Origin of the sequence: Mucilaginibacter pedocola, assembly GCF_002013915.1 — a bacterium.
GTDB classification, from domain to species: domain Bacteria; phylum Bacteroidota; class Bacteroidia; order Sphingobacteriales; family Sphingobacteriaceae; genus Mucilaginibacter; species Mucilaginibacter pedocola.
Window position 1 is genome coordinate 505,672 of the sequence record NZ_MBTF01000034.1, and the last position, 26,649, is coordinate 532,320.

The following is a 26,649-nucleotide window of genomic DNA, read 5'->3' on the forward strand; positions in this document are numbered from 1 at the left end:
TTATGGAGCTAATGTACTTTCAACGTGCCATGGATCAAATTTCCTTAAGGGTATCGGGTTTCCATTAATATCTCTGAGATCGTTTCTTATTTCATTTTCATTATTAATCGAATTACCCTTAGTTGAGCCAAAAATAATTGGAAAAGCATGCCCAACGAATTCGTGCATAAGGATTAAAGAAGCATCATCTGGTACTGGTAGATTGTTTTCACCACGTATATTGTAATTAGGATTACCCGAAATAGTTATTACCGGATCACTAGCGACCTTGTTCCTACTATCATTTGCAGGCCCCACGGTCAATTTACCATTAGTGGACGTTACACCGCCACCAGCATCGATATCAACTGACTTTTCCTTACCATCCTTGCCTATAAACGACTGTCCAATTGCCACGGTAACGGTTTTGTCATTCTTAATAGCATTATTGATCTGCGTAGAATACTTTGCAGAACCATTTTTATTTATTGCGGCACCTTTTTTAGGCTGCAAGTAACCATTTTTATCAAATTCATATTGTGTTTTAGATCTAAAATTAATCAAGCCCAAAATTTTGGAACGCTGCCCAATGATTGGTGCTTTAATTTTTGTTGGAGCCATCCCATCCGGATCAATAAACTTGATCGGATTATCAAATCCATAGTTATATACTGAATGACGCCTCATTTTCTCCGCCAATTGGTCTATGCTTGCCCACCTGCCTATCGTTGGGTCATAGAACCTTGCGCCGTAATCGTACAGCCCCAGGCTCTCCTGTAACTCTTTCTTGTTGTAAAGGTAGTTATTTTTAGGGCTGGTGCTGGTGCTGCCGGGCGTTTCCAGGCCAAAGGGGTAATAATCGTTAGTTTGCACCAAACGTGCTACGCCCGTGCCCGTGTCGAAGCTTACCCGCGTGTTGCCCAAATGGTCGCTTAAGCTGTATTCATAGTTATATGCCGTGGTGCCGTTTGGCAAGGCCCTGCCCTCTTCGGTCTGGATAAACGTAATGCTTGGCGTAGCGCCGTCGTATTGGATGCCGCCGATGTATTCGGTTGCTGCTGTACCGATAACACGCCTAAGCTTCTGCCCGGCAGCATCGTAAGTATAGGTAGTGCTTTTACCCGTGAAGGTTTCGGGCAAGTTAAGCAGGTTATAACTGATACCTGTAATAGATTTACTCGCATCACTTTTCAGGTTGCCGTTAGCATCATAAGTATAAGCCTGATTAAACCCTGCGGTTAACCCCGCGTTATTGCCCGAGCCATCGCTGATCGACTGCAATTGGTTGGTTGCATTCCCTGCAGAAGTATAGATATAAATGAGATCATCCGTGAGCGTGCCCGCCTGGTAGCGTTTGAGCGCAGTGATATTGCCCATCAGGTCGTAGCTGATGCCGTTCTCGTGGTGGCTCAGCGTCGAATTACCGCCTTTCAGCCTGTTCAAAGCGTCGTAGCTATACGTATAGCTTTTGCTGTTGGGCACCGCTTCGGTGCCCCAGCTTTGGCTGGCAATATTGCCGTTGTATTGGGCAGAAGGCGTTATGCCGCTGACATTATTAATGCTGTTGTATTGCAGGTATTCTTCAAACAATGGAGCCGTGCTTTTCTGCAGCCAGCCGCGTTCGTTATAATCATAAGCCACGTCCTGCTTATAGCTGGTGCTGTCCAGGCTGTGCAGGTGTTTCTTCCACAACTGCCCTAATTCGTTATATTCTGATTTGGACAACAATACTTTGGCATCAGCTGCCAAAGCCCCGTTCTTCAGTTGCTGCCAGCTGCTCAGCTTGCGCCCCATATGGTCATAGTGCCAGGTGTTGCTTACCGTCAGGCTTAAGGCTTTATCGTTGCCTGCGGCATTTTTGGTAAAGTGCAGGCGCGTGGCAGAGGTGGGCTGGTCGTTGAAATTATAGGTAGTGCTTATCTCATCGTAATTGTACTTGTTTAACCCCGTGGTGCCGCCCAAATAATGCTGCTTATAAGTTTTGGTATTCCGTCCTTCCCGGTCATAGTAGTTCACGCTCCAAAGGGTGTCGGGCACTGCATTGCCTATCGTGTTCAACACCATTACCTTAACTGCGGTTGCCAGGCCTTTTGGCCTGGCTAAGGCCTTAGCAGGGGCTACTGCATATGGCTTTGAGGCCAGGCCAGGCACGTCCGAATAGTTATCATAATAGCTGATGGTTAAGGCTTTGCTGATGGCAGGGTAGCTGCTGATGGTATAACCGGTAGCTGTATTCGCTTGGTTGGGCGTATCCCATTGTGGTTTGCTGTAAACGCTGTCTTTCAGGGTATTTAAGGGGATAGCGCTGCCCGCATTCCAGAGCGCTGTCAGGATTACCCTGCCCAGTGCATCGTACTTGGTTGCCGTCCATTGGTTGGACGCACGCTGGTTGGCATCCTGCGCCAATACGGGTTGGTCCAGCCTGTTGTATACCACATATTCCCAGCCTTTGCCAGGCAGCTTCTTTTGCGTAAGGCGGTTGCGGCTGTCGTAGCGGTACTGGTAGCACAAGTTATCCAGCACGGTTTGCGAAGGCAGCCCGGCATCAGCATTGCTCATCGGTGTGAGCACATACGCCAGGTTGCCCAGGTCATCGTAAACATAATAGGTACTCAGTACCTGGAAGGCGGGAGTGCCGCCCGGTACATAATTGAACAGCCGCTTTAAAAGCACCCGCCCTTCTTTGTCTTTATACTCCTCCACCGTACCCGCGCGCTGGTTGTTCTTATTGTTTTCGTCCCGGGTAACAGTAACTGACAACTCATTGGCATCATACCGCGCCAGGTTGCCGCTGCCTAAAGCAAGCGTACGGCTCTGGTCGCTGTTAATGGTGCTGATGTAGTAACGGGCCACCCAGCGCGAATTCAAGGTGTCTGATAAAGCGGTAATATTGTTAAGTAAATTGGCAATTTTGATGGTGTGCCCGGCGGTACTGCCATCGATGGGCTGCCAGTCTGCCCCGGGAGCGCCCTGCTCAACTACCCTGTCAAGCGGAGAGGCCTCGAATTTGCTCAGCGAGAACGATGGCGTAAGCCCGCCGGATATGGGTATGGCAACAACGCCCGGCGCATTCCACGTTACCCCCGAAGGGTTGTTGTAAAACGAGGCCTGGTCCGTCAGGGCACTGGCTTTAAAACTGCCGGCAAGCGTGTCTTTCGAGGCATAGGCAAGGTACTTTTTGGCTTCCCGCCCGTATTCATCATACGCTACCGGCTGCACGATGTCCCTCGCCGTCGGGGAGCCTTTAACCTGTACCGTTTGGATAGGCCGCCCAAGCCCGTCGAAATATACCACCGTTTGCATCAGCCCGCAATTGGATAGGCTTGACAGCATCTGGCCGGAGGTGATGCCTCCTGTACGGGGCTCCGAGGTTATAATATAATTCTGGTTTTGGCTCGGTTTGACAGACAGGATCTCGCAGCCCTCCTGCTTGATAAAAAACTCCAGGCTGCTGCTAGGCCCCGCCTGGAAATTAACCCCGGGGTTAAGCGTAATGCTGGTATAATTATAATACGAACCTGCCGCAGGTGTCGTCGTATACACCTTCTGCGGCGTTACTAACGTTTGTGCCTTTGATGACTGGAAGCAAAGCACCGCAGCCATCATAAATAATCCGTTAACCGGGTACTTTTTCAGCTTTAATAAGGTTTGAATGTTCATTTCGGTTTAGGTTTTTATTGCCCCTGGTAATGGTAATCCATATGCTTAACGATATTCCCGTCCTGGTCTTTGGTATCTGCCAAACGCTGGAAGCCGTCGTACTCAAAATAGGTGGTTTGCCCTTTTGCATCAGTTTGGCTCGTCATGCCTACCAGGGGGTCGTAGGTAAATGTCGACATCTGCGCGTCTGATGGGTATATCCGGATATCATCGTAACCGCCGCCGGTATCCGCCCCCGTTAGCGTAAAGCTACTCCCCGTGTAAGCTTGTTCTTCTTTATAAACCCACACGCCTCCGCTCCGGTACCAGTAGCTGATCACGTAGCTCCGGCCGTTGGGCTTTGCCCAATTTACCAGGTTATTGGTAGAATATTTCCGTCCGGTATGGCCTGCGCCGCTTACCGTGCTCCCCGCCGTGCTTTCTTCAAATCCTTCGTAATAAAACTCTGTGCTTAAAGCGTTCGTAGCCACAGCGATTGGGTATTGGTTACTATACCCCCATTTATAGCCGCTAACAGGCGCATCTGCCTTTTGCTGTTCCAATATATTGCCATAAGCATCATACTTATTGAATTTCACCCGTGGTTCTACCGCATTATTAGCAACCTGCCCGTCTACCGTTTGCGGGAGCAATAATGTACTGTTCCCAAACCAGTCGTTATAATTGATGTTGGCAAGTTCCAGCTGGCTGCTGTTCTTTAGCTGCTGGGCACTGACGACGGAAGCGACCATATTCCGGTTCAGCAGCTTTTGGTAAACATTCGTGCCGGATGCCAGGTCATGCGGGTATTTGGTAACGCTGGAAAGCATATCCCCTTTGCTGTTAAAGGTTTGCACTTTCGTCGGTAGCGTATGCGTTAAATCATCATAAGAGAGGTTCTTTACCTGCACGAACTTATTACCCAGGTCATCGTAGGTCGTATCCGACTCCGTTTGCAGGAGCATTGCGCCTGTGTAGGACGGGGTCCGGCCAATAAAGAAATGTGTTTTGTAATTGTTTTCAGGGCCTATGTACGCCTGTCGGGTATGGACGGTATCCTGTAGCTCAGAGCCGCTGCCCAGTTTAATGTATAGCGGCTTTATTTTTAGCCCCCACAACGTGTCCCGGCGAAAAACGTTGTAGTCGAAATTTTTGATGGATACGGGTGTAAATGCCGATCCGTTAGATTTATAGGTGCTTTCACTCGCCAACAAGCCATTTTTCCAGGCGTTCGAAGTCAGCCAAATACCGATGAGGCCATAATCTGTCACGGGTAGCGCAGCCTGGTCATTGTAAACTCTATAGGCGAATACGCTCTTGCCGTTTGGCTGGCCCAGGCTGTTGACTTCAGTTTTGGTAACTGCACCGTAAACAACGGGGCTGCCACTAAATTGCGTGGCCGGGTAAATACTTTTGGTGTGGTAAATGATACTGTTATCGCCCAAAGATAACGAACAACCGGACGAACCCGCCTCGCCAAGCTGACAAACCAACAAGCGGTAAAACACATTTTCATAATTGATCAACAAATAGGCCGCATCGGTCATTAAGGTACCAAGCCCGTTGTTACCATATTGATAGGTTTCTTTACCGATAAAGCTGTTATTGGCGTCGTAATTGGTGATCGACTTGATACGTAACCCGCCACCGAATTTGACGTTGACACCGCTAACCGGGATACGCCAGGAAACCGTGCTTTGCGCCGATACGTTCGAATTAACTGTATAAATATCGGTGGTCATTACATAGGTATGGCCGACAACAAGGTTTAACGCGATTGTTCCGCTATCATAGCTTTGGCTTGGGTTATTAACATTCGATTCAAAAAAGACCTGTTGCCCGGTTGTTTGGTCGACCAGTTTCGCTCTTGGCCGGTCGGTGACGTTAGGGTAATTGTAGGCAGACAAAACCACCCGGTAGGTAAAGTTACTTTGGTTTGCTAAAACCGTAAACGAATAGGTATTAGTGCTTTGGACGCTGCCATATGCGTTGCAAACTGCCGATTGTGTTTGTGTGGACTGGTAGCTGACAGGGTATTGGTGCGGTTCGAAATCAAAAACTGTATAGCCTTTCGTCGGGTATTTGATGCTTTGCAACATGCAGGCCTGCATCGAGTTGCCCGTCGAGTCGGGATCGGTATTCGCTTCCCCAAAGGTGTAATAAATATTTTTCCATAACACCCTCTGCACAGGCATTGATGTTGTGTTATTGAATTTACCGTTATTATACCCCCACAGATCCTGCCCGAAAGACTCATTAGGCGCTATCGGTGTGTTGTTATAAGTCATCTGATAGGTTTGTGCTTTAAGCGCAGGAGAGGCTACGGGCAGAAAAGCAACAGAATCCAATCTTAAGCGGTAATTACGGTAATCGGGGGTAGCACCGCTAACCGGGTTACTGTAAAAATAGGATTGATAGAGTTTAACACTTTTATTGAGCTGGTAACTTCCGTTTAGCTTTGCATAAACTTTCACGCTGTCCAGCCGCATCTCGGCCGGGCGGTCTGTACGGTCCAAAACATTTTTAAAAGTAACCTTCCCGCCACGCCAGCTGATCTCTTTCGGAAATAATTCCAATGTATGGGCTATCTGAGATACTGATGAATTCTCGCCGTTGGCAGATACCAACTGGGAGGGTGATTCTTCATTGGGCTTATTACCGATCGTGTATGTAAAATTCCAACTGCGTTCTATGCTTCCGGAACTGCTTTGGTAGGTAAAATAAACGGTATCGGCCATATTGGGCGCGATCAGTTTTGACAAGCGGTAAGTACTGGGGTAATTGCCCGGGCCCGATGCACCTATGATTTCGGTCCGCTCCTGTTGGTCGAATATATAGGTTACGCCTTTTTCATCTGTGATCTTAAAATTCCCCGCAATTCGTTCGATGCGGTTATTGGTTACCGGGATCTGCATCGCGGTGCCATTCTGCCGGAAAATAAATTTTCCGCTGCTCCCGTTCAGCGTGTAGGAATAAACGTCCGGCTCTGTATCGTTTAAATTGTCCCTCACGCCAAGTATAAACTCAGCAAACCTTAGTTTAGTAGCAACAGGATAATTAGCATAGTTATAATAATCATAAAGGGAGTCCAGCGAAGGTGCAGTTAAATAACCGCTTGATTCGTCCGGACGGCCGATCATGTTTCTGGTGATTTGAGGAATACCATTCAGTGCCCAGCTGGTGCCAACGCTTGATGAAACTTCATCCACCCGCACGCCGCCGCCATGGTAATCAAGGGACAACGGGATCGTCATGCCACCAATAGAAATTTGGTAAAGCGGGATGGTAACCGAAGGCACCCCCGTTGCATAACTCACAGGAATGTTCCCAAATTTACCCAGGCTCGCGGCATTAGGCGATACGGTGCTGACCGGTACCACGTTTTGAAATTCCCTTGGCGAGGATTGTGCGTGAATATTTTGAATTACGCATACAATAAGAACAAGCGACAATATGGCGCCCCTGCAAAAAGGGCGCACAAAAAATTTAAACAACATATGAATTACTTTTAAGGTAAAAGATAAGGAGCTACTTTTTCAACGCTTCGAGCTTTTTCTGTAAGGACAATATAAGCTCGTCCCTTTCCTTGTCCTTTTTTTCCTTTTCGATCAGGTACAGTGTCAACTCTTCCACTTTCTTCATCAGGATCTTATTCATTTCGCCAAGATCCAGGCCTTTTTGCTCGACCTCTTGCGCGGCGGGTACACCCGGTAGGTGATGGTTTTTCTCGATATAATCTTTTACCTCGCTAAGTTTCGCCAATTGATAAGCCTCACTGAACACAAAATCCGGCCAGCCATTGAGATCTACCACCACTTGTTTGGCATGAATTTTACCGTTCACGGCAAGCGGAGCATCGGGTGTAGTAGTTCCTATGCCCACAAAGCCATTAGCAGCGATCCTCATCTTCTCGGTAATTGCCCCGCCACCATTCGCTGTGGAAAAAGCCATATCCCCCCTATCGATGAAATAGTTTTGCGGTTGGGTCATTTTAATGCTCCCCAACGTGTAGGATTGTGAGGCCGCCAGGCTTTGGAAGGTTAGTTTCTGCCCCTCATAATCGACCTCTGCGCTGCCATTGTTCGGGTTGGCATTACCTGTGCTGGCCAGGGTAAGGCTGGATACGGGGTTACTGGTACCTATACCCAGCTTGCCGTCGCTGGTAAGCAAAAGCTTCGACGTATGCGTACCGGCACCGGCGGCAGCCGTATTGGTACCTACATCCATTAATAATTTTGATCCGGTACCTGTGGTGTTCTCATAGGCGGAGAGGTAAAATGCACGGTAGGCACCTGCATTGCCCACGCTTTGCTGGATAGTTGGCGTAAGGCCAAAAAAGTTCTGCTGGACATTACCGGTCAGGGTACCGCGTACAGAAAGGATACCGGCGGCGGCGCCAATACCGGTGGTAGAGACGTTCATTAAGATTTTATAGCCCGGGTTTCCGGAATTCGAGTAGGTCGTTTGGATTGACCCCGAACCAATCAGCAGGTCGCGCGTGGAGGTGTTCGTTCCGCCGTTTTCTGTCCTGATATAATAGGTACCCGAAGACCAATACGCGCGCAACCTTTCGTAGTTGGTTACTTGGTCGGGAGTATTATACATCGAAAGCCCGGTACTGGTGGAACCAAACGTCAGCGATTGAGTAGGTGCCGTAGTTAAAATACCGATATTATTATTGGAGCTTAAAAAAAATGGGCTGATACCTGTGGCTGCGTTGTGGAAATAAAGGTTCCGGTCGCCATCCATATTCAGGTCGGTCCCTAACTCCCATTTGTTCTCTAAGGCCGTACCCGCAAAATTGTAGCCGCCAAAAATGATTGCGGAACTGGCGTTCTTGTTAGGAGCATTATAGCTGTTGAAGATATTTATCCGCGCCCTGTCGCCGCTGGTGCTAATGAAGTCTGCGACGGAAGCGTACCCGGATAAAGAGGAGGTCTGCGTGCTGGATACAGTAAGTTTGGAAGTAGGTGTTGAGGTGCCGATGCTAACGCGCCCGCTTAAATTGAAATAGGCATCATTAGTCGATGTGGTCCATTGCTGCGCATGTGCCTTTAGGCCAAAACAGCTCAGGGCGATGCCCATGGAAAAAAGGTTAAGGAGTTTTTTCATATAAAGTTACGGTGATCGATGATATTAGGTCTGTCCCTTAGAATGCGGGCCACATTCTGTTCATTTTTTTAACTTTTTCACAACGTGATCGATTTGTTTTTGGAGTGACCTGTTGATTTTCTTTTGCTCCTCCATTTGCCTGTCCTTCTCAATGAGATAGAGTGTCAGTTCTTCCACCTTCTTTAAGAGCACGCTATTGATGCGGCCAAGGTCCTGGCCTTGTGTGGAGACTTCTTCGGCCGTAGGGACATCAGGTAAGTGGTGGTTTTTATCTATATAATCCTTTAATTCACTTAAAAGCGGCAGTTTGTAGGATTTCTTGAATACATAATCCGGCCAATTAGTCCTCAGCTTTACCGTAACCGCCGTGGTAATTATACTTCCATTCACCGCGAACTGAAAACCTGAAGGTATGTAGGACGAATTTACCCCTACTTGGCCCGAACCAGTAACAGTTAGGGCAGTTGCATTGACCAGGTTACCGGTGGTATTGAATACTGCCCAGGCTAAATAGTCGGGGGTTGAGCCATTGGCTCCGGTATGTTGAAATTGGTAGCCGAATTTGGTGTTATCGTAGATCGCGCCCGTAGCTACCCGCCTGTTGAAGCCCAAACTTGAACCGCCTAATGAAATGCGTTCGGTAATGGTTCCGAATGCCGGGTTTCCATTCACATCAAGCGCTTCTGTCGGTGTGGTGGTGCCGATACCCACGAAGCCGTTATTTTTTACGATCATGGAGGTTGCTGAAGGGTTACCAGTCTGAAATTTGACGTCCGCCAAGGTTGCCGTAATGTTCAGGTTTTTACCGGTAGCGCCATAGAAGTATGAATCGGTGCTGGAAGTGCTTAATCCGGCGATATTATAGCCGCCAACCTGGAATAATATATCGCTTGTAGTTGATGAATTTATCGTAAGTGCTTTTGAAGGCGTGGAGGTACCTATACCAACATTACCGGTATTATAATAGAGGTTGGGGTTACTGTACAACCACTGCTGTGCTTTGGACACATGAAACATGATCAAAAAGGAGATGATTAAAAGTAGCTTTTTCATATAAAATGAACTGCTGATATGAATGATTGGGTTAAAAGGTTGTAGCCAAAACGCACCTTGGCCATTCGAGGAAACATCTCGATAAAAGCAAAGAAAATTATCCCTCAACGCAATAGCGCGAGGCAGTTTTAAACTTAACTGAGGTCTTTGGGATGTGTATAAAATCGCATGTGATAAGTATTAAGGTTACGAAATAAAATTAACGATAAATATTATGTTTCCCAAAAAATATTTAAAATCCGTTAAAATACATCGTAAGTTCTATTTCCCCTGCTTTTTTATCGGTATGGTTGTCCGCATCCGGCTTTTTCCAGCTTACCGATGAGGCCATGCCGGTGCCTTTTTGCTTTTCGGCGAGGGCGTAAAAGCGCAGCAAAGAAAAGAAATCGCCTTTTGCGCCGATTTGCTGGCGGGTGATGCGGCCGTCGGCGGAAGTGTTACTTTTGGGGATATTGATGAGGGTGATGTGGCAACTGTCGGCCAGGGGAGCAAGTTTGCTGAGGAGCTGGGTGCGGTAATTGGCGGTATCTACGTGGTAGGAAGATGCCAATGCGGTAATGGTTTGGTATTGGCGTTCCAGGAAGGCGGGCTGTAAAGACAAGCCGTCATTGGCGGTTACTTGTTGGCTTAACCGGCTGTACAGTTGCGAGGCGGCGATGGTCTTTTTAAAGGCCAATTGATAGCAGAGCAGCAGTACCAGTAATGTGCCGGCTGTGATCCAATATTTTCGATAGCGGTTCAGGAGTTCCATATCAGTAAGTGAGTATGATGACGACCCGGGCAAGGTCCGACTGGGCGTCAAACCAGTAATTTTCGATACGTACGGACTTGGCCCAGGCTTGCAGTTTCAGGCGTTCTACCCATTCATTCACCGGCAGTACCGATTTGGAATAGGCAGAGAGCCGGATCGTATTGGCCAAAATACCCTGCGCGTTGGGTGCTCCGCCCGGACGCACCGCCGACGGCTGCACTTCTATGCCGGTGACCGTCAGATCCCGGGGAACGCAGCGGGCTACGGAATCGATCAGGCGGGCCTTGTTAAATTTACCGTCCCAGCCTAATTGTTTCAGCAGTTGTTTTTGCTGTTGGATCTTTTCATTAAGCCCGGATACGTCCAGATCTTGCTGCTGCGATCGGCCAAGTTGTTGTGCCAGGGCGGTGTTTTGGCCTTCCAGCGATAGGAAGGCAATAAAGTTAAGCAGGAGCATGAAAAAAGTGATGGCCAACAAAACGGCTCCCTGTACCCGCAGCTTTTGTTGGAACAGGGCATTTGCATGTTTTTCAGTAACAGTGGGCGCCTCGGCTTGGATAAGGCCGTCGGAAAAGAGCAATTGAAAGGCTGAAGCGTAGGGTAATACCAGCCCGTCATTCAGGAGCTCGCTATCGGCTTTGATCTCAAAGGGGGCGTACTCTCCTACTTTATACTGGTACTGGGCCCAATGCCGGTTGTCATCCAAACTGATGTGGTGCCCGTCGAAAATAACCGGGCTGCCATAAAAATTAAGTTGCGGGAGGATGCGATCTACAGCGAAAGGGCCAAGGCTCAGGCAAAGTACCTGATAGCCCTTAGCCTCGACCTCGGCGATCAGTTTATCGGCTTCCGATTTGCGGATGAGGGCAACAAAAACTGCATTTCCGCTTTGGAAATGCTGGATATAAAAATCACCTGCCTGCGCATTAGGCAAGATGGCGGCGAAGTCCGGCGCTTTGCCGTTAAAAGTTTTGATCAGGATGCCTTTACCGCTCAGGTTCAGGCTAACCGATACTTTTTTGTCCGCATGCTTTTGGAGTTCTGCAAAACTCTCCAGCAAGCTTCTTTTATGCGCAAAGGCCAGCTGCCCGCCTGCCAGTGCAATTTCGCACATGGCAATTTGGTAGCTGCCGTCATTATTAATATGCAGGTTGATGCCGGTGGCACGCCCTAAACGGTAATATTTATCCAGCAGCCCCATGTTAGCGGATGATGGAAGGTTTAATGAATACCAGCGTCACGACCTTGGATCTTGTGCGGTTCTTGCTGCTAAAAATATACTTCAGCAGGGGGATACGCGAAAGCAGGGGCACGCCGGAATAATTATCCGCATTCTCGGTACGCTCGATACCGCCCAGTACTACCATATCTTCGTTATGCACACGCAAAGTAGACTCGAATTTACTGGTCGATTTAGGCGGCGGTGAACCATCCGTTGGCAACGAAGTAAAATCTGAGATATCGATACCGATACCCAATGTCACCTGGTCGTCCCCCGAAACAACGGGCTTGATTTTGATGCTGAGGTTGGCATCCGAGGATTGGTAAACGTTGCTGAAAATAGAAGTATTAGACGTAGCCGAGGGGATAATATTCTGTGTTACGTTTTTGTAATAGACCGTATTGCCGATACTCAGGGTGGCCGTATGCCCGTTTAAGGCGGCCAGTTTGGGTACGGAGCGGACCTCTACATTATCTTTAGTCTCCAAAGCGCTTACGTTCAAATAGAAGTTGGGGGTTACTTTACCGAGGTTGGTGGAAAAAATGCCGCCGATACGGTTCAGCAGGTCGTTCACCGAGCGCGAGCCCATGGTAAAATCTACGCCGGGCAGTAAGGTACCGCCGGTTTTCACGCTATCGGCCGTGCCGGCAGATAAACCCGTGGCCACGCGGCGGGTTTTGCGTACGTCGATCAGGGTGACTTCAATGAGTATTTGCGGCACCAACACGTCGATCTGTTTGATGAATGAAGCGATCTCTTCGGTTTGGGGTTTGGAACCCGATAACAAGATGGTGTTCTGTTCCCGGAATTCTTTGATTTCCACCCCGCGCTTCCATTCGGCCGGGATCATGGCGAGTACGGTATCTATCGAACGGTTTTGCAGCATAACCGCTTTATTGGCCCGTAAGCCTTCCAGTTTACGGTCGCCGATCATATACACGCCGGCCTCCTGATTGAAGGTGTAGTCTGTACCTTTAAATATCAGGTTCAGAAAACTCTCGTAAGAAAGATTAGCGGCGTTCATAAAATTGATATTGCCTTTGATATCAGAATAGATAAAATAACTTTTATCCAATTCCTGCGAGGCGGAGCGGACCAGGTCTGCGATCGAGGCATTTGACGCATTTACCGAAAGGAGTTTTTGCCCGGCCACTGTTTGTGTATAAAGCCCGAGGTTACCCGCGGGGGCATTGTTTTGCGGGCGGAAATTGCGGCGCACCGCAGTTTTTTTCTCCCCGTTCACGTAAAGTTGTTCCCCCTCATCCAGGGGCTGGAACAGGTAAAAATTGTCATTGGTCTTCACCATTTTAAATTCGTTGGCGAAGGCCATTTTCTCCATAGCCACATCAAAAGGAGTGGAAGCCATAAACGCGTTGATGAGCTTTTGTTGCAAGGGCGCCGGTACGATAATATTCTTACCGGAAAGCTGAGTGATCTTCCTGGCCACGGCCGAAAGCGTATCATTATTCAATTCCAGCGCAATGGTGTTATCAATAGGCTGGTAACGGATATTCAAGGGCTTTGGCAGAGGCCTGGTAAATTGCGCCCCATCAACGTACGGCCTAACCACCAGGATCAACCCGGTGTTGCTGATATCCAAATTATATTGCTGGGCCAGCAGCACCAGGATATTGGAGGCTGTTACGTTGCTGAGCGTATTATTCACCACCAGGTTCACCGACGGTTCTACGTAAAAGCTGATATTACTGGCTTTCCCCAGTGCTTTTAGATATTGCTGTACCGGGACACCGGTTATGGATAATTGTACTTTTTGGTTGAGGCCGGGTATAAATTCGGCGAGGCTGTCCAGCCGGTTTTGCAGGTTTTGCAAACGGTTCCCCGGCTGCTGCGCCAAACCAAACAGCGGCAACATCAAAAGCCATAAAACGCTAAAAAGCCGGGTAAACTTTTTCACCATGCGTGCAGTATTAATCATTAAACAACAATGGGTAAATCTCTTCCAGCGACGTCATCCCTTCCCTGAAAAGTTCAAATGCGTTCTGTGATAAGGTTTTTATGCCTTTTTCTTGCAAAAGGCCCTGAATATACATATTTCCGTTCTTTATCTCCAAAGAAAGTTCCCGGTCTACGGGTATCACTTCGTAAACAGCCTTGCGCCCGCTATAGCCGGTATAATAACAATGCGGGCACCCGCCCGGAATATATTGTATTTCAACAGCAGAAAATGGCTTGAACTGTTTAGGGTAAAGGCCGTCGTTCATGATGGCTTCTTTTTTGCAATGCGGGCACAAAAGGCGCAGCAAACGCTGGGCAACCGTCGTATTCAGCGTGCTGGCCACCAGGAAAGGCGGCACACCCATATCGATGAGCCTGGATACCGTGCCCCAGGCCGAATTGGTGTGGATGGTAGAAAGCACCAGGTGCCCTGTCAGGGCGGCACGGATAGCCATATTAGCCGTTTCCACATCGCGGATCTCCCCTACCATGATCACGTCCGGGTCCTGCCGTAAAAAGGTGCGCAGTGCCGCTGCAAACCCTAAACCGATAGATTCTTTTAATTGTACCTGGTTAATGCCTTCGAGGGTATACTCCACCGGGTCTTCAATAGTGAGAATATTCCGTGTCTCTTTATTGAGCAGCTTCAGCGTAGCGTACAAGGTGGTGGTTTTCCCGGAACCGGTAGGCCCGCTGATCAGCAGGATGCCATTGGGGCGTTTAACACCATTGAGGTAATTATCCAGGTCTGTATCCGAAAAGCCAAGGCGGCTAAGCTCAATATTGGCAGCGTCGTTATTCAGGAGCCTTAATACGGTTTTCTCGCCGTAAAGGGTAGGCAACACCGATACGCGGATATCGATCTGCGTACCATCGGCCTGGTGGCTGATGCGGCCATCCTGCGGAAGGCGTTTTTCCGCGATATCTAAATTGGCCAGTATCTTGATCTTGTTAATCAGCGCCGGGTAATCTTCTTTGCTTAATAAATAGCGTTCCACCATCATTCCGTCAATACGGATACGCACGCGGCATTTATGCTCGTAAGTTTCGATGTGGATATCGCTGCTTTTCAGTGACCGGGCTTCGGCAATCAGGCCCGAGAGAAAATTATCCGACCGGGCTTCGGCACCATTACCGGTTTGGCTTTCACTACCCGTTCCTTTAAGGTAGTGCGTGGCCAGCATCCGTTCGATTTCAGCGGGCGGGACGGGTACGAGCACAACCTGCCTGTTCAGGATGATCTCCAGTTCGGCCTGCAAGTCACCCCGATCAGCTATATCGCTGCAAAATAGAGCCAGCACACCGCCTTCCGCACTTTTGGGTACCACCTGGTAATGCCAGGCCTGGCCTTTAGTGAGCAGGTGCAGCACTTCTTTAGGGATAGGCGCATCAAACGGCATAATAAGGCTTTATAAAAGTGTAAAACCAGTTTTCGTTGGCAGGATTAATACCAAAACCAATCAATAATAAAACAAAAGCCGCCTGCAGTCCCGCAAGGGGAATAGTGCCCTTTTGCTGCCGAATGTGGCTGATCGTTAGCCAACCGGCTATAATGGCGAATAGGCTTACAATGTAAAAAGCGATAAAGTTAATGGCAGGAAAATAAAGGCATAAGCAAAACAGAAAAAGGATATCGCCGGGGCCCAGCAGGCTTTCAGTAATATTGACAAAGCGTTTTTGCTTTAGCGAAAAATAGATCGACAGCACCAACAACTGGATCAATAGAAATGCGGCAGGAAAGGCACTTTCAAAGGCCACCATTTGCGGGGTTTGCCCTACCAATAGCCGCTGCAACACAAAGGCCAGGGCAAGCAAAGGAAAAAACACCCAGTAAACTGCGCGCGACCTGATGTCCTGATAGAAAATACCCAGTAGTAACAACACCATTACCATCTTTAGCAAAAACACTTAATCCGGGGTTACTTCTTTCAGGTTCTTGTCCTGGTCTATCTGCCAAACGTTCATGGTACCATTGCTGTTAAAATCTACCACGGAAGTGGCTTTGGCGGTGAAACCGCTGGTCGTCGCTTCCGTAACCTCTATACGGTAATTGGCATGGCCGTCTTTGCTATCGGTGGTGAGTTTCTCCTGTATAAAACCCAGTTCAGCGAGGTCTGTCGTGTACTTGGAATGCTCGAAATAATAGGTCTTTTCGAGTTTCTGCAGGTACTCCAATTGTATCTTCGCTTCGGTGCTTTTGGCTTTAGTGATCAGGGGTAAAAGGTTCGGGAGTGCAAGCAATACCAATATGCCGATAATGCACAGCACCACCAGTATCTCGGTCAGGGTATAAGCCCGTACACGTTTTGTGAAAAGTTTAGGAATAGTTTTCATGTTCTCTACGCCCTCTAAATTAAGCTTTTTATCTGCTATGCAAAACTTTTATTGAAAACCATTACTCATCTGGAACAGCGGCAGGTACATCGAGATCAGGATAAGGCCGACGACGAGGCCGAGGAACACGATAATGATAGGCTCCATTACACTACTGAGCGTCGACGTTTTATATTCAACTTCTTCCACATACTGCACCGAAAGTTTATCAAAAAAATAGTCGAGCTGGCCCGCCTCCTCGCCTATCTTGACCAGTTGGGTCATTTTGCGGGGGTAAATAGGGAACCGCTGCAAGCTTTCGTGCAAGGTTTTGCCGCGCATGATATCTTCTTCTACCTGTTGAAGCGATGAAGCGATGGGGTAAAAATCGATCATCTGCCGCACCAGCGCAATGGCCTTGAGCAAGGGCAATTTAGAACTGATGAGCAGGCGCATGGAATTGCAAAAACGCGCGAGGTAAACTTTCTGCACCAGGCCGCCCACAACCGGGATCCTCAGAATACTTTGCGAGGTAAAGGCTTTAAAAGCCGGCGCATTACGGAAGGCATAAGCCGTACCGGCCAGCGCCAACACTAACAGCATAAACCAGCCAAAGCCGTCTTCCAGCGCTTGCGATAGGGCCATGATCTTCTCGGTGATCCAGGGCAGCTGGCCGCCGAAACGCTTGAATACATCGCCGAACATGGGCACAACGAATTTGAGCATGAAAAACACCGCGCCCAGCGAAGTAAGCAGCACAATAGTGGGGTAAGTTAAGGCGGACACGATCTTGCGCCTTTGCTTGATCTTGTTTTGGTAATAACCGGCCAGCCCTTCCATCACCTCTATCTGTTTACCAGATTCCTCCCCTATTTGCAGGCTGTATACTTCGTAAAGAGAGAACTTATGGGTTTGCTGTAAGGCGGCCGAAAATGAGGCTCCATTCAATATGGCCGCCTGGATTTGCGCATAAACGAGTTTATCTTTACCCTTTTGCTCATCCGACAACAACTCGAGGCTGGCCTTTAAATTGATACCTGCCTGCAGCAACGAACCCAGTTCGAGGTACAGGCTTTCTTTCTTCTTGTCGGAGAACTGCCCGTTACCGAAGCTGATATCGCGGTTTAAAAAATTGGCCACGGCATTGCCTTCGCCCTCCTTTGAGGGCGCCGCGGGTTTAGTCGGGGCACTATATCGGCTGATATCAATGGGCATGCTGCGTGTTGCTGACCAGTTCTGCAGAACTGTATTTTTTGTGGTAATGATACATAAAAGTTTTGCCCTCGTAAAGCGCAGAAAAGGAAAGGCCGTCAATCAATTGTAGTTCTGCCGGTTGTGTAATTTCTTGAGATTCGAACCAATACCTAACGTTCGATACCTGTAATTTCAAGGTGTCGGTATTAGCCTCCCGGCGAAGGATGCCTTCCGGAGAAAATTCATACCGGATGATGCGCCCCGTATCCTGCAGCGCAAGGCCTGTGCCATCGAAGCGGATAGCAATCGCCCCGGCGAACTCCCGCTGCAGAAGCTTGTCGGTTTGGATAAGCACGGATAGCCCTTCATGCTTTTTGTGGTAAGCGGCATAGGAACGCGCCATGATATCGTAAGCCGTAAAACCAACCGCAACAACTATTGCCGCCAGCAGCATACTGACCGTCACTTCCATGATGGTGAAGGCCTTAATTTTTCGGTTCATTCCTCAATATTACTTTTTGCACTTGTGCCAGCGTATCACCCCGTGTGCCGAACGCGGTTAAGGTAACTACCTGTAAGTTTTTGGCTTGTAAAAATGGCGTGTATACGCGCGTGATACCCAAGCTGTCAACCGAGTAATTGCTATCGGCTGCTGCACTATTTTCTTCGGTATCCGACAACTCCGTATCCAAAATACTGCGGGCACGTAGTTTCGTGGTAGTTACCGATGAGCGGGCCACATTGCTGTAGATCATCATGCCGATACCGAAAACTACGACAATAACCACCATCGCGATCAGCACCTCCAGCAGGCTCGATGCCGTTAGCTTATGCTTAGCTACTTGTCTAACCATTGCAGTACGCCCGTTTTTGGTGCAGAAAATGGCAACAGCATGCCGTTGAGGTAATACCTCGAAAGCGATGTAGCGTCCAGCGAAATATTGATGAGGTAATTCTCATAGGCCGTATAGGCATTTTGATATAAGAAACGCTTGGCATATGCGCCTCCAGTGATGTTCATTTTCCCTTTAAATGACAATACTCCACCGGCATAAACCTGCCCGCGCAAAACCGCCTCTTTACCAAACTGCATCAATGGCGGCAAACTTTCGTCCTCGGCCGGCGGGCAAAACACGATGCCCTCTATAACCGCCTTATTGCCGATTTGCAGGATCTGCCGCCCTTTGCTATGATCCGCCAGCAAACCGATACAAGACGGATAGTTAAACCGCACGTCATCTCCAATAATAAGTGAATCTTGGGCAAATAACTGGCAGGTACCTGTAAAGCCAGCCCCTATCTTCAGGCTTTTTGCCGCGATAATGACGTTTTGCAGCTTGGCCGTACTATCAACGGTGATGGTGGTATCCGACACGATCAGGATATGCCCGCTGAGTGAAATATGCGCCAGCGTTTGCGGCACCTTTCCAAAATATATCAATTTTTGCGGTGCCCGGAACAACTGTTTGAGGGTATCGCCTTGTAGCCTTCCGCTCTCCTCCTCTTCTTCCCGTTGGAACAAGGCCTTTAATAAAGCCATGCGCGCGGAGTTCAAAACCGGAAGCCCGCGCTCGCTGTCACGTACCGGGCCGTTCACCATTTTTTTATCGCCTTTGTAGCCTTCGTTGTCCACGTATGCCGCCCGTATGCCCGATTTGGGGAGGTACGCGGGCCCTTTGATGAGCGTTTGCCCGCTAACCGATAGCGGCCTGTCTTCATCTACCAGGTATAAAGCCGGCGAGGCCAGGGTATCGGGGCGACGGCCGATCTGGAAAGCAGAAACCAGTGTATCGCTTTGGATGAAAGCCTTCACAACGCCTACATCGAATATGCCCCAGGGGTAACGTTGCAGCCGCAGGCTATCATTCGTATGGCCGAATAAGATTATTGCCCGTTCCGCTGCGTAGCCGAGGCTATCGGCAAGCAGTATATTTTGGCCTGAGCCCAGGTTTCGGCGCAAGTCGTTGAAACGTTCTTTTTGGCTCAATTCTAATCGGTAGTAATAACCCACTACGATAAGTGCCGAGCAGATCACTGCGATGAAGAGCGCAATAATAATGGCCATATACAACGCCGAAGCCTTTACCATTCCCTATTGGCGTTTAAGCGTATCGGCGGCCGGCCGTTTTTTCCCGAAAAGATGAATACGTTTGATGAACGGAGGCTTGATAGGTACAGCCTTACCATTTTTATAGTTCAGCGTATCGGCAGGCAGGCCCGCGGCATGATAGTTCACCAGCAAGCCATTCAGTACCCCATTTTTATAATGCCCGGCCCTGGCAGGTTTACCTTCGTTATAAATAACGAATGGACCCGATAAAATGCCCTTACCCCAGTTTTCTGATTTGAGCAATACGCCTTCGGATGTCCACGCTTTCCAGGTACCGTCTTTAAGCCCCCGGTCAAAACTGCCTTGTTCTTTTAATTGCTTATTCGCATAGTAAACCGCATATGAGCCGTTCAGCGGCTTGCCGCTATAGCCACCCTGCGTAGTATGGATCTCGTTGGCACTATACCAGTAATACATTTTGGAGGCATCGGCCTCCGGCGCTTTATTAGAAGCCCTTACATCAAACAGCTTCGTTTCTTCGGGACCGATGATCCGTACCCTGTCTGTAGCCAAAGGCGGCATATCCTGCGCCAGGCACCGTGCACCGATCAATAATGCTATAGCAATTAAACGTAGGCTCTTCATATTCAATTGAGGGCAATGAATTTAGTTTTGTTTTGATAAGCTACTTTCACTGAGTCTTTGAGGTTCTTCAGCAATTTCAGTCCTTCGCCCTGCTCGCCTTCAGCCAGCATCAGGCTTTTGCCATTAACCGTCAACAGGGCGATCAGTTTTTTAGTATCGGGGTTACGTATGTACCCGGTATATTGAATCATGCCCCAGTTAATAGGCGGTGGCCCCATCGGCATGGCAGGCCGGCTAACAGCCACGGGCGCAGCCAGGGCGGCGACTTTTACCGGCGGGGCCTCCTTGCCTTCTTCAAAGGGGTCGCGGTAATTAAAATTCAGTTTTACGGTATCCTCGGGACGCGTGTAGTCGACAATGGGTTCTTTAACGATAGCGGCCTTTTGCGGCGTAACAGCACCATCTTCATCACTGTTGAGCGCAGCAAAAACGCGGTAGCCGATGAGCCCCCATACCACGGCTACGAAAACAATAAGCAAATAAGTAACCTTCTTGTTCTTCATGCTATTGTATCGTAAAACTGCGTAAAGCACTGGCGGTGCCTTCATTACCCGCGGCATCCAGGGCGCTCACTTTCCAGTAGATCTTATCGCCCGGCACACCAAGGTTAAAGCTATAACTATTAGTGGTAACGGCTACGGGGAAACTCGTATTGAACAGCGTAGTGCCGTCAGCCTTATAAACATATACACGATAGCGCGTAGCCCCCAAAACATTATTCCATTGTAAATTGACAGGCAAAGGCAGGCTTTGGCCCTCGGCGGGGCTAACAAGCGTAACCAAGCCCGGCGGTGTATGGTCATAATTAATCACTCGTACCTCTGACCATAGTGCCTGTGCCGTATCATTGGCAGCTCTTACGCGCCATTGGTATTGACGGTCGCGCGGGAAGAAAAAGGTGTATTGCGTCGCGGGTATCGAGATATCGTAAACCACCGAAGCTTCGTTGGCGAAGTTATTGCTATCTACCTGCAACTGGTATTTGGTGGCGCCGTACAGCTCCGTCCAGCGGAAAGTAGCGGCATCCTGGTTGGTAAGCGCATTGTTGGCAGGTGCTGTGAGGATAACCTTTTGTTGCTTGATAGAAGAAGCCACTACGGTGAAACTTTTGGCAGCACTGAAACCCGAAAAAGAAGAATTGTTCTCGGCACGTACACGCCATGCATATCGCCCCGGGGAAAGGCTGAAAGCGAATTTATTGCCCTTCACCAGCGTGTCGGCCATCAGCGCACCTACCGTATCGAACCCGGGAGTAACCACCTGCAGGCGGTACTGCGTAGCATCCTCCACCTCATCCCACCAAAAATTAACGGTATAACTGGTACTTTGATAACCTTCGCCCGGCGCCAGCGGCGTAACCGTTTTCTTTTCCATCGAAGGCTCGATAAGCTCCTTACAGGACACCAAACAGCAAAGCACCAAAAAGGCGAAGAGAATTGAGACAGGCTTAAGTTTCATCAGGAAACTAAAATACTAAACATCGCCGACAAAACTTTCGTTTGTTGAAAAAAATTGAAAAGCTGAGTAACCCAATCCGCTGCCCATAACTGCTTACACGAGCGCCGGAACCGCAAAATAAGGGTTAACATAACTTAACACATTTTAACTCTTTAAAAGAATTAAACAATTGATAATAAGCGATTTGTGATTTAAACAACGGCTTTTTGTGTTAACCTTTGAGATTTGGTCTTGAAATACAATCAAACAATTGATAATAAGATACTTATAAACCAATGCCATCTTTCTCGTTTTAACCCGTTAGGCACGAGTACGAACGCACTCTTACCTACCGCTGCATACTCGCGCCTGAGGGGGAATAATCTAAGGGGTTAGGCACGAGTACGCCCCGCTCCTACCTACCGCTGCATACTCGCGCCAGAGGGGCAAGTTGGGTTAATTATTTAGTTTGATAGGTACGAATCACCTGACCTGTTTGATAATTGACTATGACTGCTGTATCACACCAATTGAATAATACTAACTCGTGATTTTCGTTAACGATAGCTTCAACATAGGGACAATGATCAGATTCCCAGCAGTATGAACCTATTTCGCCAATACGCCAAAGGAAATCTCCTGTCAGACTGATCGCGAACACATTATAATTGTAAATAACATCATATGGCGGATCAATCACAATAATTACAACGTCATGTACAGTTAATGTTTTTTTTATCTTGTAATTAAACTCAATTGAATATCCGTTAGCTAACGTGATTTTATTTAAATCTATTGTATATCTCATTTTAAGGAATTATTTCGGGAACTAAGGGGACTATTGTTTCTATTGGCTCTAATGGAATCATTAGAGCCAATGCGATCACCGGGGGTAAAATAGGCGGCTGTAATAGCCTTACAGTTTGCTCTCGCCGTTAGTTTGTGCGTTGCCGTTAGCTTCTTACGTATAGCTGCGGCTGGTAAAGCCCGTACCCGTTACCGTGGTCAGCTGGTTGCTTTGGCTGCTGTTATTATAAACGTAGCTGAGTGTGCCGTAGGTTTGCCCTGTACGGGTAAGCGCGGTTATATTGCCTGCCTTATCGTAACTAATGCTTTCGTTCATCAGCCCCGAGTTGGATTGCGCCGTCAGTAGCCTGTTCAAAGCATCGTAGCTGTACCGGAACCCCCTGCTAAGGCCATATTTCCTCGCAAGCTATAAGCTTGCTTCATTTTTAGGTCGAAGTTTTAAACTTCGACCTGTGTGAGAATAATCTATCCTTTACTTTACACATCTATCGTCTTTGCAAACTGGTTAGGCACGAGTACGCACCCGCTCCTACCTACCGCTGCATACTCGCGCCAGAGTGGAATTTTATGTTAACCTTTGAAAGCCGGCCTTAAAATACAATCAAACAATTGATAATAAGAAACTTACAGACAAGTGTCATCTTTCTCGTTTTAAACCCGTTAGGCACGAGTACGCACCCGCTATTACCTCCCGTTGCATACTCGCGCCAGAGTGGGGAATTATATGTAATTTGATAATATATCCGAGTCAGCTAAATAAAGCTGTATAAATTCATCTAATGAACGGGCCACAATATTCAGCTTATCTCCAGACGAAATAATTACGATTTCATACCCCTCTTGGTTAAGATTAACGCCATACCACCAGCTTTCGTCCATATAATCGGCAAAGATTACTACACTTTGCATAGAATGATTTTCGGGCAATGAAAATCTTGACCCCATAGTAATCAATCCCCCTACTCCATAAAAGGTGATAGAACTGTCATCCCAGTCAGATGTCCCATTAGATACCCTATACAAATCTATAAAATCCTGAGGCAGTAAAATACCCTCATTACGAAGACGGTGGTCAAGCAAACCAAATTCGTCCGGCGGCATGTATACACCACACCTTTTCCAATGATTTGTCAATTCAAAAACATTTTTTAATCCCATAGTTTCAAAATCTTTTCAAGTAATTCTATCCTGGGTTTCAAATTGCTGTTCTTGGCATTCATTACCCGAGGACGATTGGTGGACCCGATATATTGTTCTAACATTTCTAAAACCCTACGTTTTTCCAAGCCCCTTGTCTTCATCGCTTCCACACCTTCTTTGGTTAAGCTTTCTAATAGCGCTATTGTCTGCTTTCCTCCTTCCGGACCTTTTCCCCACTGGATGATTTCTTCTCCGATTTTGAACGACTTCATCTCGGGCCCAATGAATCCCCCAAAACCATCAATCATGCCAGAAGCTAACCCCCCAAAGAACATTTTATTGTCGTTCTTATCCATGCCTTTTGACATTTTCCAAGCGCCAGAAACTAAAGGCACATATTCAACGTCGTCGTCAATTCCTTTTTCCCACTTGTCGCCAGCGGCTTTTATTACACCAAGATCTTCCTTTAATTGTGCACCCTCTCGAGCTTCCTCTGTAGATCTTGGTTGACTTCTACCTATATGGAAATACGCTATAAGCTTTTTTAACCAACCATCACCAGGTCCATCTCCATCGTGTTCCGATTTAAATTTTCGGAACATTTGCTGAGCTTCTTCGGCCGATTCTGAATGTTGATTGCCGTAGGCATCGGTAACAACCATTCCATCAGGATCTATATTTCTTATAGGATTATTTTCTGCGTAGCCGTAGGTAGTCCATCTACGACTTATTTCCGCCAACGGATCCACACTCCCCCACCTCCCGATCACCGGGTCATAAAACCTCGCCCCGTAATCGTATTGGTTTTGGAGGTCGGCTTGTAATTCTTTGCCATTGTAAAGGTAACGATTATCGCTGGAGTTATCTTTGATTAATTGGCGCAGGCCAAAGGCGTAGTAATCGTCTTCCTGTATTACGTCTGCAATGCCTGCAGATTCCTGGAAGGTTGAGCGGGTGTTGCCCAGGTGGTCTTTCAGGTCGTACTGGTATTTGTACAGGCCTGTGCCATTAGGCATGGCGCGCCCTTCTTCGGTTTGTATAAATTTAATGGCACCATTTTGGTAAATTATCCCGCCAATATAATCCCATGTACCATCGGCAGCGCTTACATTCCTGAGTTTTTCACCATTAGCGGCATACGTATAACTGGCTAACGTGGAGCCGCCCTGCGTAACCGTGGAGGGCAGGTTGAGCACGTTGTAACTGATAAACTTGCCCTCCCCATTCGTTTTGGAGTTGCCATTGGCATCGTAAGAATAGCCGCGGGTGGTAAAGCCGGCACCCAACACCGTGGCCAGTTGATTGGTTTGGTTGCTGTTATTGTAATAGTAACTTAATTCGCCGTAAGGCTGCCCGGTACGGTTTAATTTGGTAATATTTCCGCCCTTGTCGTAACTAAGGGTTTCGTCCATCAGCCCCGAGTTGGATTGCGCCTTCAACAGCCTGTTCAGAGCATCGTAGCTGTAGCGGAAACCCCTGTTAAGTCCATTTTTCCCAAAGTATTCCATTTGGGCAATATTGCCGTTGTATTGCGGGCCTATGCCGTTATCCGGTGCATTGTAACGCAGATCGAGGTTATACAAATTATCGTTAGTGGTGGCCCCGCGCAGCCAGCCCCTTTCGTTATAGGTGTGGGTAACGTTTTGCAAATAATTGGTACTGTCGGTACTGCCGATGTGCTTTATCCTAACCTGCCCTATTTCGTTATATTCTATTTTCGATAACAGGGTTTTGGTATCTGCGGCCATCGTCCTGTACTTCATCTGCTGCCAGTTGCTCAGCTTACGTCCCATATGATCGTACAAATACGTATTGGCCACCGTAAGTTGGGGGAAGCCGGCATTGGAGATGGTAAAATGCTCCCGGGTGGTGCTGGTTACCGCATCATTAAAATTATAGGTGGTGGTTACCGCATCGTAATTGTTGTAATTGGGCGTATTGCCGCCCAGGTTATGCTGTTCGTAGGTTTTAATGGCATGCCCGTCGTCATCGTAATAGGTAAAAGACCACAACATACGGGTGGCCGAGCCTAAGATACCGGTGCGTGTACAGGTGAGAAGCCCCTGTGTGCGGCTGCTGGCACCGGCGGGCGCTGCATAGTTAGCAGGCTTGGCGGCTATATTATAATCATCGTAATAGTTAATAGACAGGTAGGCCGATACCACGCCCTGCGGTGTAGCCACGTTGGTATAGCCCGGGGTTGTATTGGCCGTAGTCCGGCTTTCCCATAAATTAGTTTGCTGATCGCTATAGTCTTGCAACCAGGTAAGCACCGCCGTTGATGGCGTGCTGATATTGCTATCCCCACTGCTGTTGGGGTGTGGGTATATGCCTGTTATTACTACCCGGCCCTGCACATCATACTTGGTAAACAACCACTCCTGTGGGGTTTTATTGCGCTGGTTGGCATCCTGCGTCATTACCACCTGGTCCAGCTTGTTATAAACAAAAAACTCCCAGCCTTTGCCCGGCAGCTTTTTTTGCGTCAAGCGGTTGCGGGCATCATAGCGGTACTGGTAGCAGAGGTCATCTAAAATAGCCTGGGTGGGCATGCCGGCATCGGGGTTGGCTTTGGGTGGTAACACAAAGGCCAGGTTGCCTAAATCGTCGTACACATAATAGGTACTCAGCATTTCTGCCACATCTATATTAAAGCCGTCTTTTATTTTGTTATAAAGGCGTTTTAATACCACATGGCCGTTCTTGTCTTTATATTCCTCCACAATGCCTACGCAGCCTTCGGCGGGCTTCCAGTTTTCATCTTTGCTGATAGTGATACTTAGTTGCCCCGTGCCATAGGTACCGGGAAGGCTGAGTTGCCTGGTACCGTTTGCCAGTATCTCAGCCTTGTACCTCGATACCAGGTGGCTGCCTTTGTTATTGGGCGATATAGCAGAGGTAAAAGTGCTTTGGTCGTTGGCAGAATAATCCGTTTTCACCGTATGCCATGGGCTGTTGGGGCTGCCGGCATCAGGCAATTGCCAGGCCTCCCCGGGGGCGCCCTGCTCTACAACACGGTTTAGCGGCGATGCCTCGAAGCCGGTTACGGATAGCGGTTTGGGGGTACGAACGATACCGTTGCCCTGCTGGCTTTGAACAGGCGAAGGTACCGGCGAGGGGTTATAAAAATTATAAACGCCAACCGAATGGGCATTAGCTACGTAAGCACCGTACCCGGTAGTTGTTGTTAAGGCAAAGGGCAGGTAGCGGTTGCGTTCGCGCCCCAATTCGTCATAAGAGAAAGCCTGCACAATATCCTTCCCGCCCGGCGAGGCCTGCCGCTGTACGGTTTGCAGTGGGCGGCCCAAGCCGTCAGTATAGCTGATGGTAGTCATTACCGAATCTTTATTG

21 protein-coding genes are annotated in these 26,649 nt (G+C 48.2%); all 21 read right to left on the reverse strand.

The features are described from left to right. On the reverse strand, window positions 1–3,639 hold the full coding sequence (locus BC343_RS22670) for a DUF6443 domain-containing protein (protein WP_078350069.1): 3,639 nt from the start codon (window positions 3,637–3,639) through the stop codon (window positions 1–3). Between the two features lie 14 nt (window positions 3,640–3,653). Then, window positions 3,654–6,998, reverse strand: coding sequence for an RHS repeat domain-containing protein (locus tag BC343_RS22675; protein WP_143822314.1), 3,345 nt, complete (start codon window positions 6,996–6,998; stop codon window positions 3,654–3,656). A gap of 148 nt (window positions 6,999–7,146) precedes the next feature. Further along, window positions 7,147–8,730 (reverse strand): autotransporter outer membrane beta-barrel domain-containing protein, encoded by a 1,584-nt coding sequence (locus tag BC343_RS22680; RefSeq protein WP_078350071.1) that lies wholly within the window; start codon window positions 8,728–8,730, stop codon window positions 7,147–7,149. 60 nt (window positions 8,731–8,790) lie between these two features. Continuing rightward, complete coding sequence (locus tag BC343_RS22685; RefSeq protein ID WP_078350072.1) at window positions 8,791–9,783, reverse strand: hypothetical protein; 993 nt, start codon at window positions 9,781–9,783, stop codon at window positions 8,791–8,793. Between the two features lie 232 nt (window positions 9,784–10,015). Continuing rightward, a complete protein-coding gene (locus BC343_RS22690; protein WP_078350073.1) occupies window positions 10,016–10,534 on the reverse strand; it encodes a hypothetical protein in 519 nt (172 codons plus the stop codon). A gap of 1 nt (window position 10,535) precedes the next feature. Further along, window positions 10,536–11,735 (reverse strand): hypothetical protein, encoded by a 1,200-nt coding sequence (locus tag BC343_RS22695; RefSeq protein ID WP_078350074.1) that lies wholly within the window; start codon window positions 11,733–11,735, stop codon window positions 10,536–10,538. A gap of 1 nt (window position 11,736) precedes the next feature. Beyond that, window positions 11,737–13,692 (reverse strand): type II secretion system protein GspD, encoded by a 1,956-nt coding sequence (locus BC343_RS22700; RefSeq protein ID WP_238381830.1) that lies wholly within the window; start codon window positions 13,690–13,692, stop codon window positions 11,737–11,739. Continuing rightward, window positions 13,685–15,112: a GspE/PulE family protein gene (locus BC343_RS22705; protein ID WP_078350075.1), complete on the reverse strand. Its 1,428-nt coding sequence runs from the start codon at window positions 15,110–15,112 to the stop codon at window positions 13,685–13,687. Before BC343_RS22705 ends, BC343_RS22700 begins: the two co-directional genes overlap by 8 nt. Further along, window positions 15,102–15,620, reverse strand: a complete 519-nt coding sequence (locus BC343_RS22710; RefSeq protein WP_162276919.1) for a hypothetical protein — start codon at window positions 15,618–15,620, stop codon at window positions 15,102–15,104. The genes BC343_RS22705 and BC343_RS22710 overlap by 11 nt, the downstream gene beginning before the upstream one ends. Continuing rightward, window positions 15,621–16,046 carry a type IV pilin protein gene (locus tag BC343_RS22715; protein ID WP_078350077.1) on the reverse strand — a complete coding sequence of 142 codons (426 nt, stop codon included), beginning with the start codon at window positions 16,044–16,046 and terminating at the stop codon, window positions 15,621–15,623. 48 nt (window positions 16,047–16,094) lie between these two features. Continuing rightward, window positions 16,095–17,165 (reverse strand): type II secretion system F family protein, encoded by a 1,071-nt coding sequence (locus BC343_RS22720; RefSeq protein WP_238381831.1) that lies wholly within the window; start codon window positions 17,163–17,165, stop codon window positions 16,095–16,097. A 64-nt stretch (window positions 17,166–17,229) separates the two neighbouring features. Then, window positions 17,230–17,721 (reverse strand): PulJ/GspJ family protein, encoded by a 492-nt coding sequence (locus tag BC343_RS22725; RefSeq protein WP_078350079.1) that lies wholly within the window; start codon window positions 17,719–17,721, stop codon window positions 17,230–17,232. Next, on the reverse strand, window positions 17,705–18,073 hold the full coding sequence (locus tag BC343_RS22730; protein WP_078350080.1) for a hypothetical protein: 369 nt from the start codon (window positions 18,071–18,073) through the stop codon (window positions 17,705–17,707). The genes BC343_RS22725 and BC343_RS22730 overlap by 17 nt, the downstream gene beginning before the upstream one ends. Further along, window positions 18,058–19,308, reverse strand: a complete 1,251-nt coding sequence (locus tag BC343_RS22735) for a hypothetical protein (protein ID WP_078350081.1) — start codon at window positions 19,306–19,308, stop codon at window positions 18,058–18,060. The genes BC343_RS22730 and BC343_RS22735 overlap by 16 nt, the downstream gene beginning before the upstream one ends. A 3-nt stretch (window positions 19,309–19,311) precedes the next feature. Next, entirely contained in the window at window positions 19,312–19,914 is a 603-nt protein-coding gene (locus BC343_RS22740) for a toxin-antitoxin system YwqK family antitoxin (protein ID WP_078350082.1), read from the reverse strand. A gap of 2 nt (window positions 19,915–19,916) precedes the next feature. Beyond that, complete coding sequence (locus BC343_RS22745) at window positions 19,917–20,417, reverse strand: hypothetical protein (protein WP_078350083.1); 501 nt, start codon at window positions 20,415–20,417, stop codon at window positions 19,917–19,919. Between the two features lies 1 nt (window position 20,418). Beyond that, window positions 20,419–21,288, reverse strand: a complete 870-nt coding sequence (locus BC343_RS22750) for a hypothetical protein (RefSeq protein ID WP_078350084.1) — start codon at window positions 21,286–21,288, stop codon at window positions 20,419–20,421. Between the two features lie 523 nt (window positions 21,289–21,811). After that, window positions 21,812–22,159: a hypothetical protein gene (locus tag BC343_RS22755; protein WP_078350085.1), complete on the reverse strand. Its 348-nt coding sequence runs from the start codon at window positions 22,157–22,159 to the stop codon at window positions 21,812–21,814. A gap of 153 nt (window positions 22,160–22,312) precedes the next feature. Further along, window positions 22,313–22,513, reverse strand: a complete 201-nt coding sequence (locus BC343_RS22760; protein ID WP_078350086.1) for a hypothetical protein — start codon at window positions 22,511–22,513, stop codon at window positions 22,313–22,315. 365 nt (window positions 22,514–22,878) lie between these two features. Next, window positions 22,879–23,316, reverse strand: a complete 438-nt coding sequence (locus tag BC343_RS22765) for an SMI1/KNR4 family protein (RefSeq protein WP_078350087.1) — start codon at window positions 23,314–23,316, stop codon at window positions 22,879–22,881. After that, window positions 23,307–26,649: DUF4951 domain-containing protein (locus BC343_RS22770; RefSeq protein WP_238381832.1), on the reverse strand; the 3,343-nt coding region annotated here is incomplete at its 5' end. The genes BC343_RS22765 and BC343_RS22770, both read right to left, overlap by 10 nt.

Bases quoted from the DNA above. Each gene is read 5' to 3' on its own strand.
- BC343_RS22715 (WP_078350077.1), bottom strand. From the start codon at position 16,046: ATGAAAACTATTCCTAAACTTTTCACAAAACGTGTACGGGCTTATACC.
- BC343_RS22750 (WP_078350084.1), bottom strand. From the start codon at position 21,288: ATGGAAAAGAAAACGGTTACGCCGCTGGCGCCGGGCGAAGGTTATCAA.
- BC343_RS22700 (WP_238381830.1), bottom strand. From the start codon at position 13,692: ATGATTAATACTGCACGCATGGTGAAAAAGTTTACCCGGCTTTTTAGC.
- BC343_RS22740 (WP_078350082.1), bottom strand. From the start codon at position 19,914: ATGAAGAGCCTACGTTTAATTGCTATAGCATTATTGATCGGTGCACGG.
- BC343_RS22685 (WP_078350072.1), bottom strand. From the start codon at position 9,783: ATGAAAAAGCTACTTTTAATCATCTCCTTTTTGATCATGTTTCATGTG.
- BC343_RS22695 (WP_078350074.1), bottom strand. From the start codon at position 11,735: ATGGGGCTGCTGGATAAATATTACCGTTTAGGGCGTGCCACCGGCATC.
- BC343_RS22670 (WP_078350069.1), bottom strand. From the start codon at position 3,639: ATGAACATTCAAACCTTATTAAAGCTGAAAAAGTACCCGGTTAACGGA.
- BC343_RS22680 (WP_078350071.1), bottom strand. From the start codon at position 8,730: ATGAAAAAACTCCTTAACCTTTTTTCCATGGGCATCGCCCTGAGCTGT.
- BC343_RS22690 (WP_078350073.1), bottom strand. From the start codon at position 10,534: ATGGAACTCCTGAACCGCTATCGAAAATATTGGATCACAGCCGGCACA.
- BC343_RS22735 (WP_078350081.1), bottom strand. From the start codon at position 19,308: ATGGTAAAGGCTTCGGCGTTGTATATGGCCATTATTATTGCGCTCTTC.
- BC343_RS22755 (WP_078350085.1), bottom strand. From the start codon at position 22,159: ATGAGATATACAATAGATTTAAATAAAATCACGTTAGCTAACGGATAT.
- BC343_RS22730 (WP_078350080.1), bottom strand. From the start codon at position 18,073: ATGGTTAGACAAGTAGCTAAGCATAAGCTAACGGCATCGAGCCTGCTG.
- BC343_RS22765 (WP_078350087.1), bottom strand. From the start codon at position 23,316: ATGGGATTAAAAAATGTTTTTGAATTGACAAATCATTGGAAAAGGTGT.
- BC343_RS22725 (WP_078350079.1), bottom strand. From the start codon at position 17,721: ATGAACCGAAAAATTAAGGCCTTCACCATCATGGAAGTGACGGTCAGT.
- BC343_RS22745 (WP_078350083.1), bottom strand. From the start codon at position 20,417: ATGAAGAACAAGAAGGTTACTTATTTGCTTATTGTTTTCGTAGCCGTG.
- BC343_RS22705 (WP_078350075.1), bottom strand. From the start codon at position 15,112: ATGCCGTTTGATGCGCCTATCCCTAAAGAAGTGCTGCACCTGCTCACT.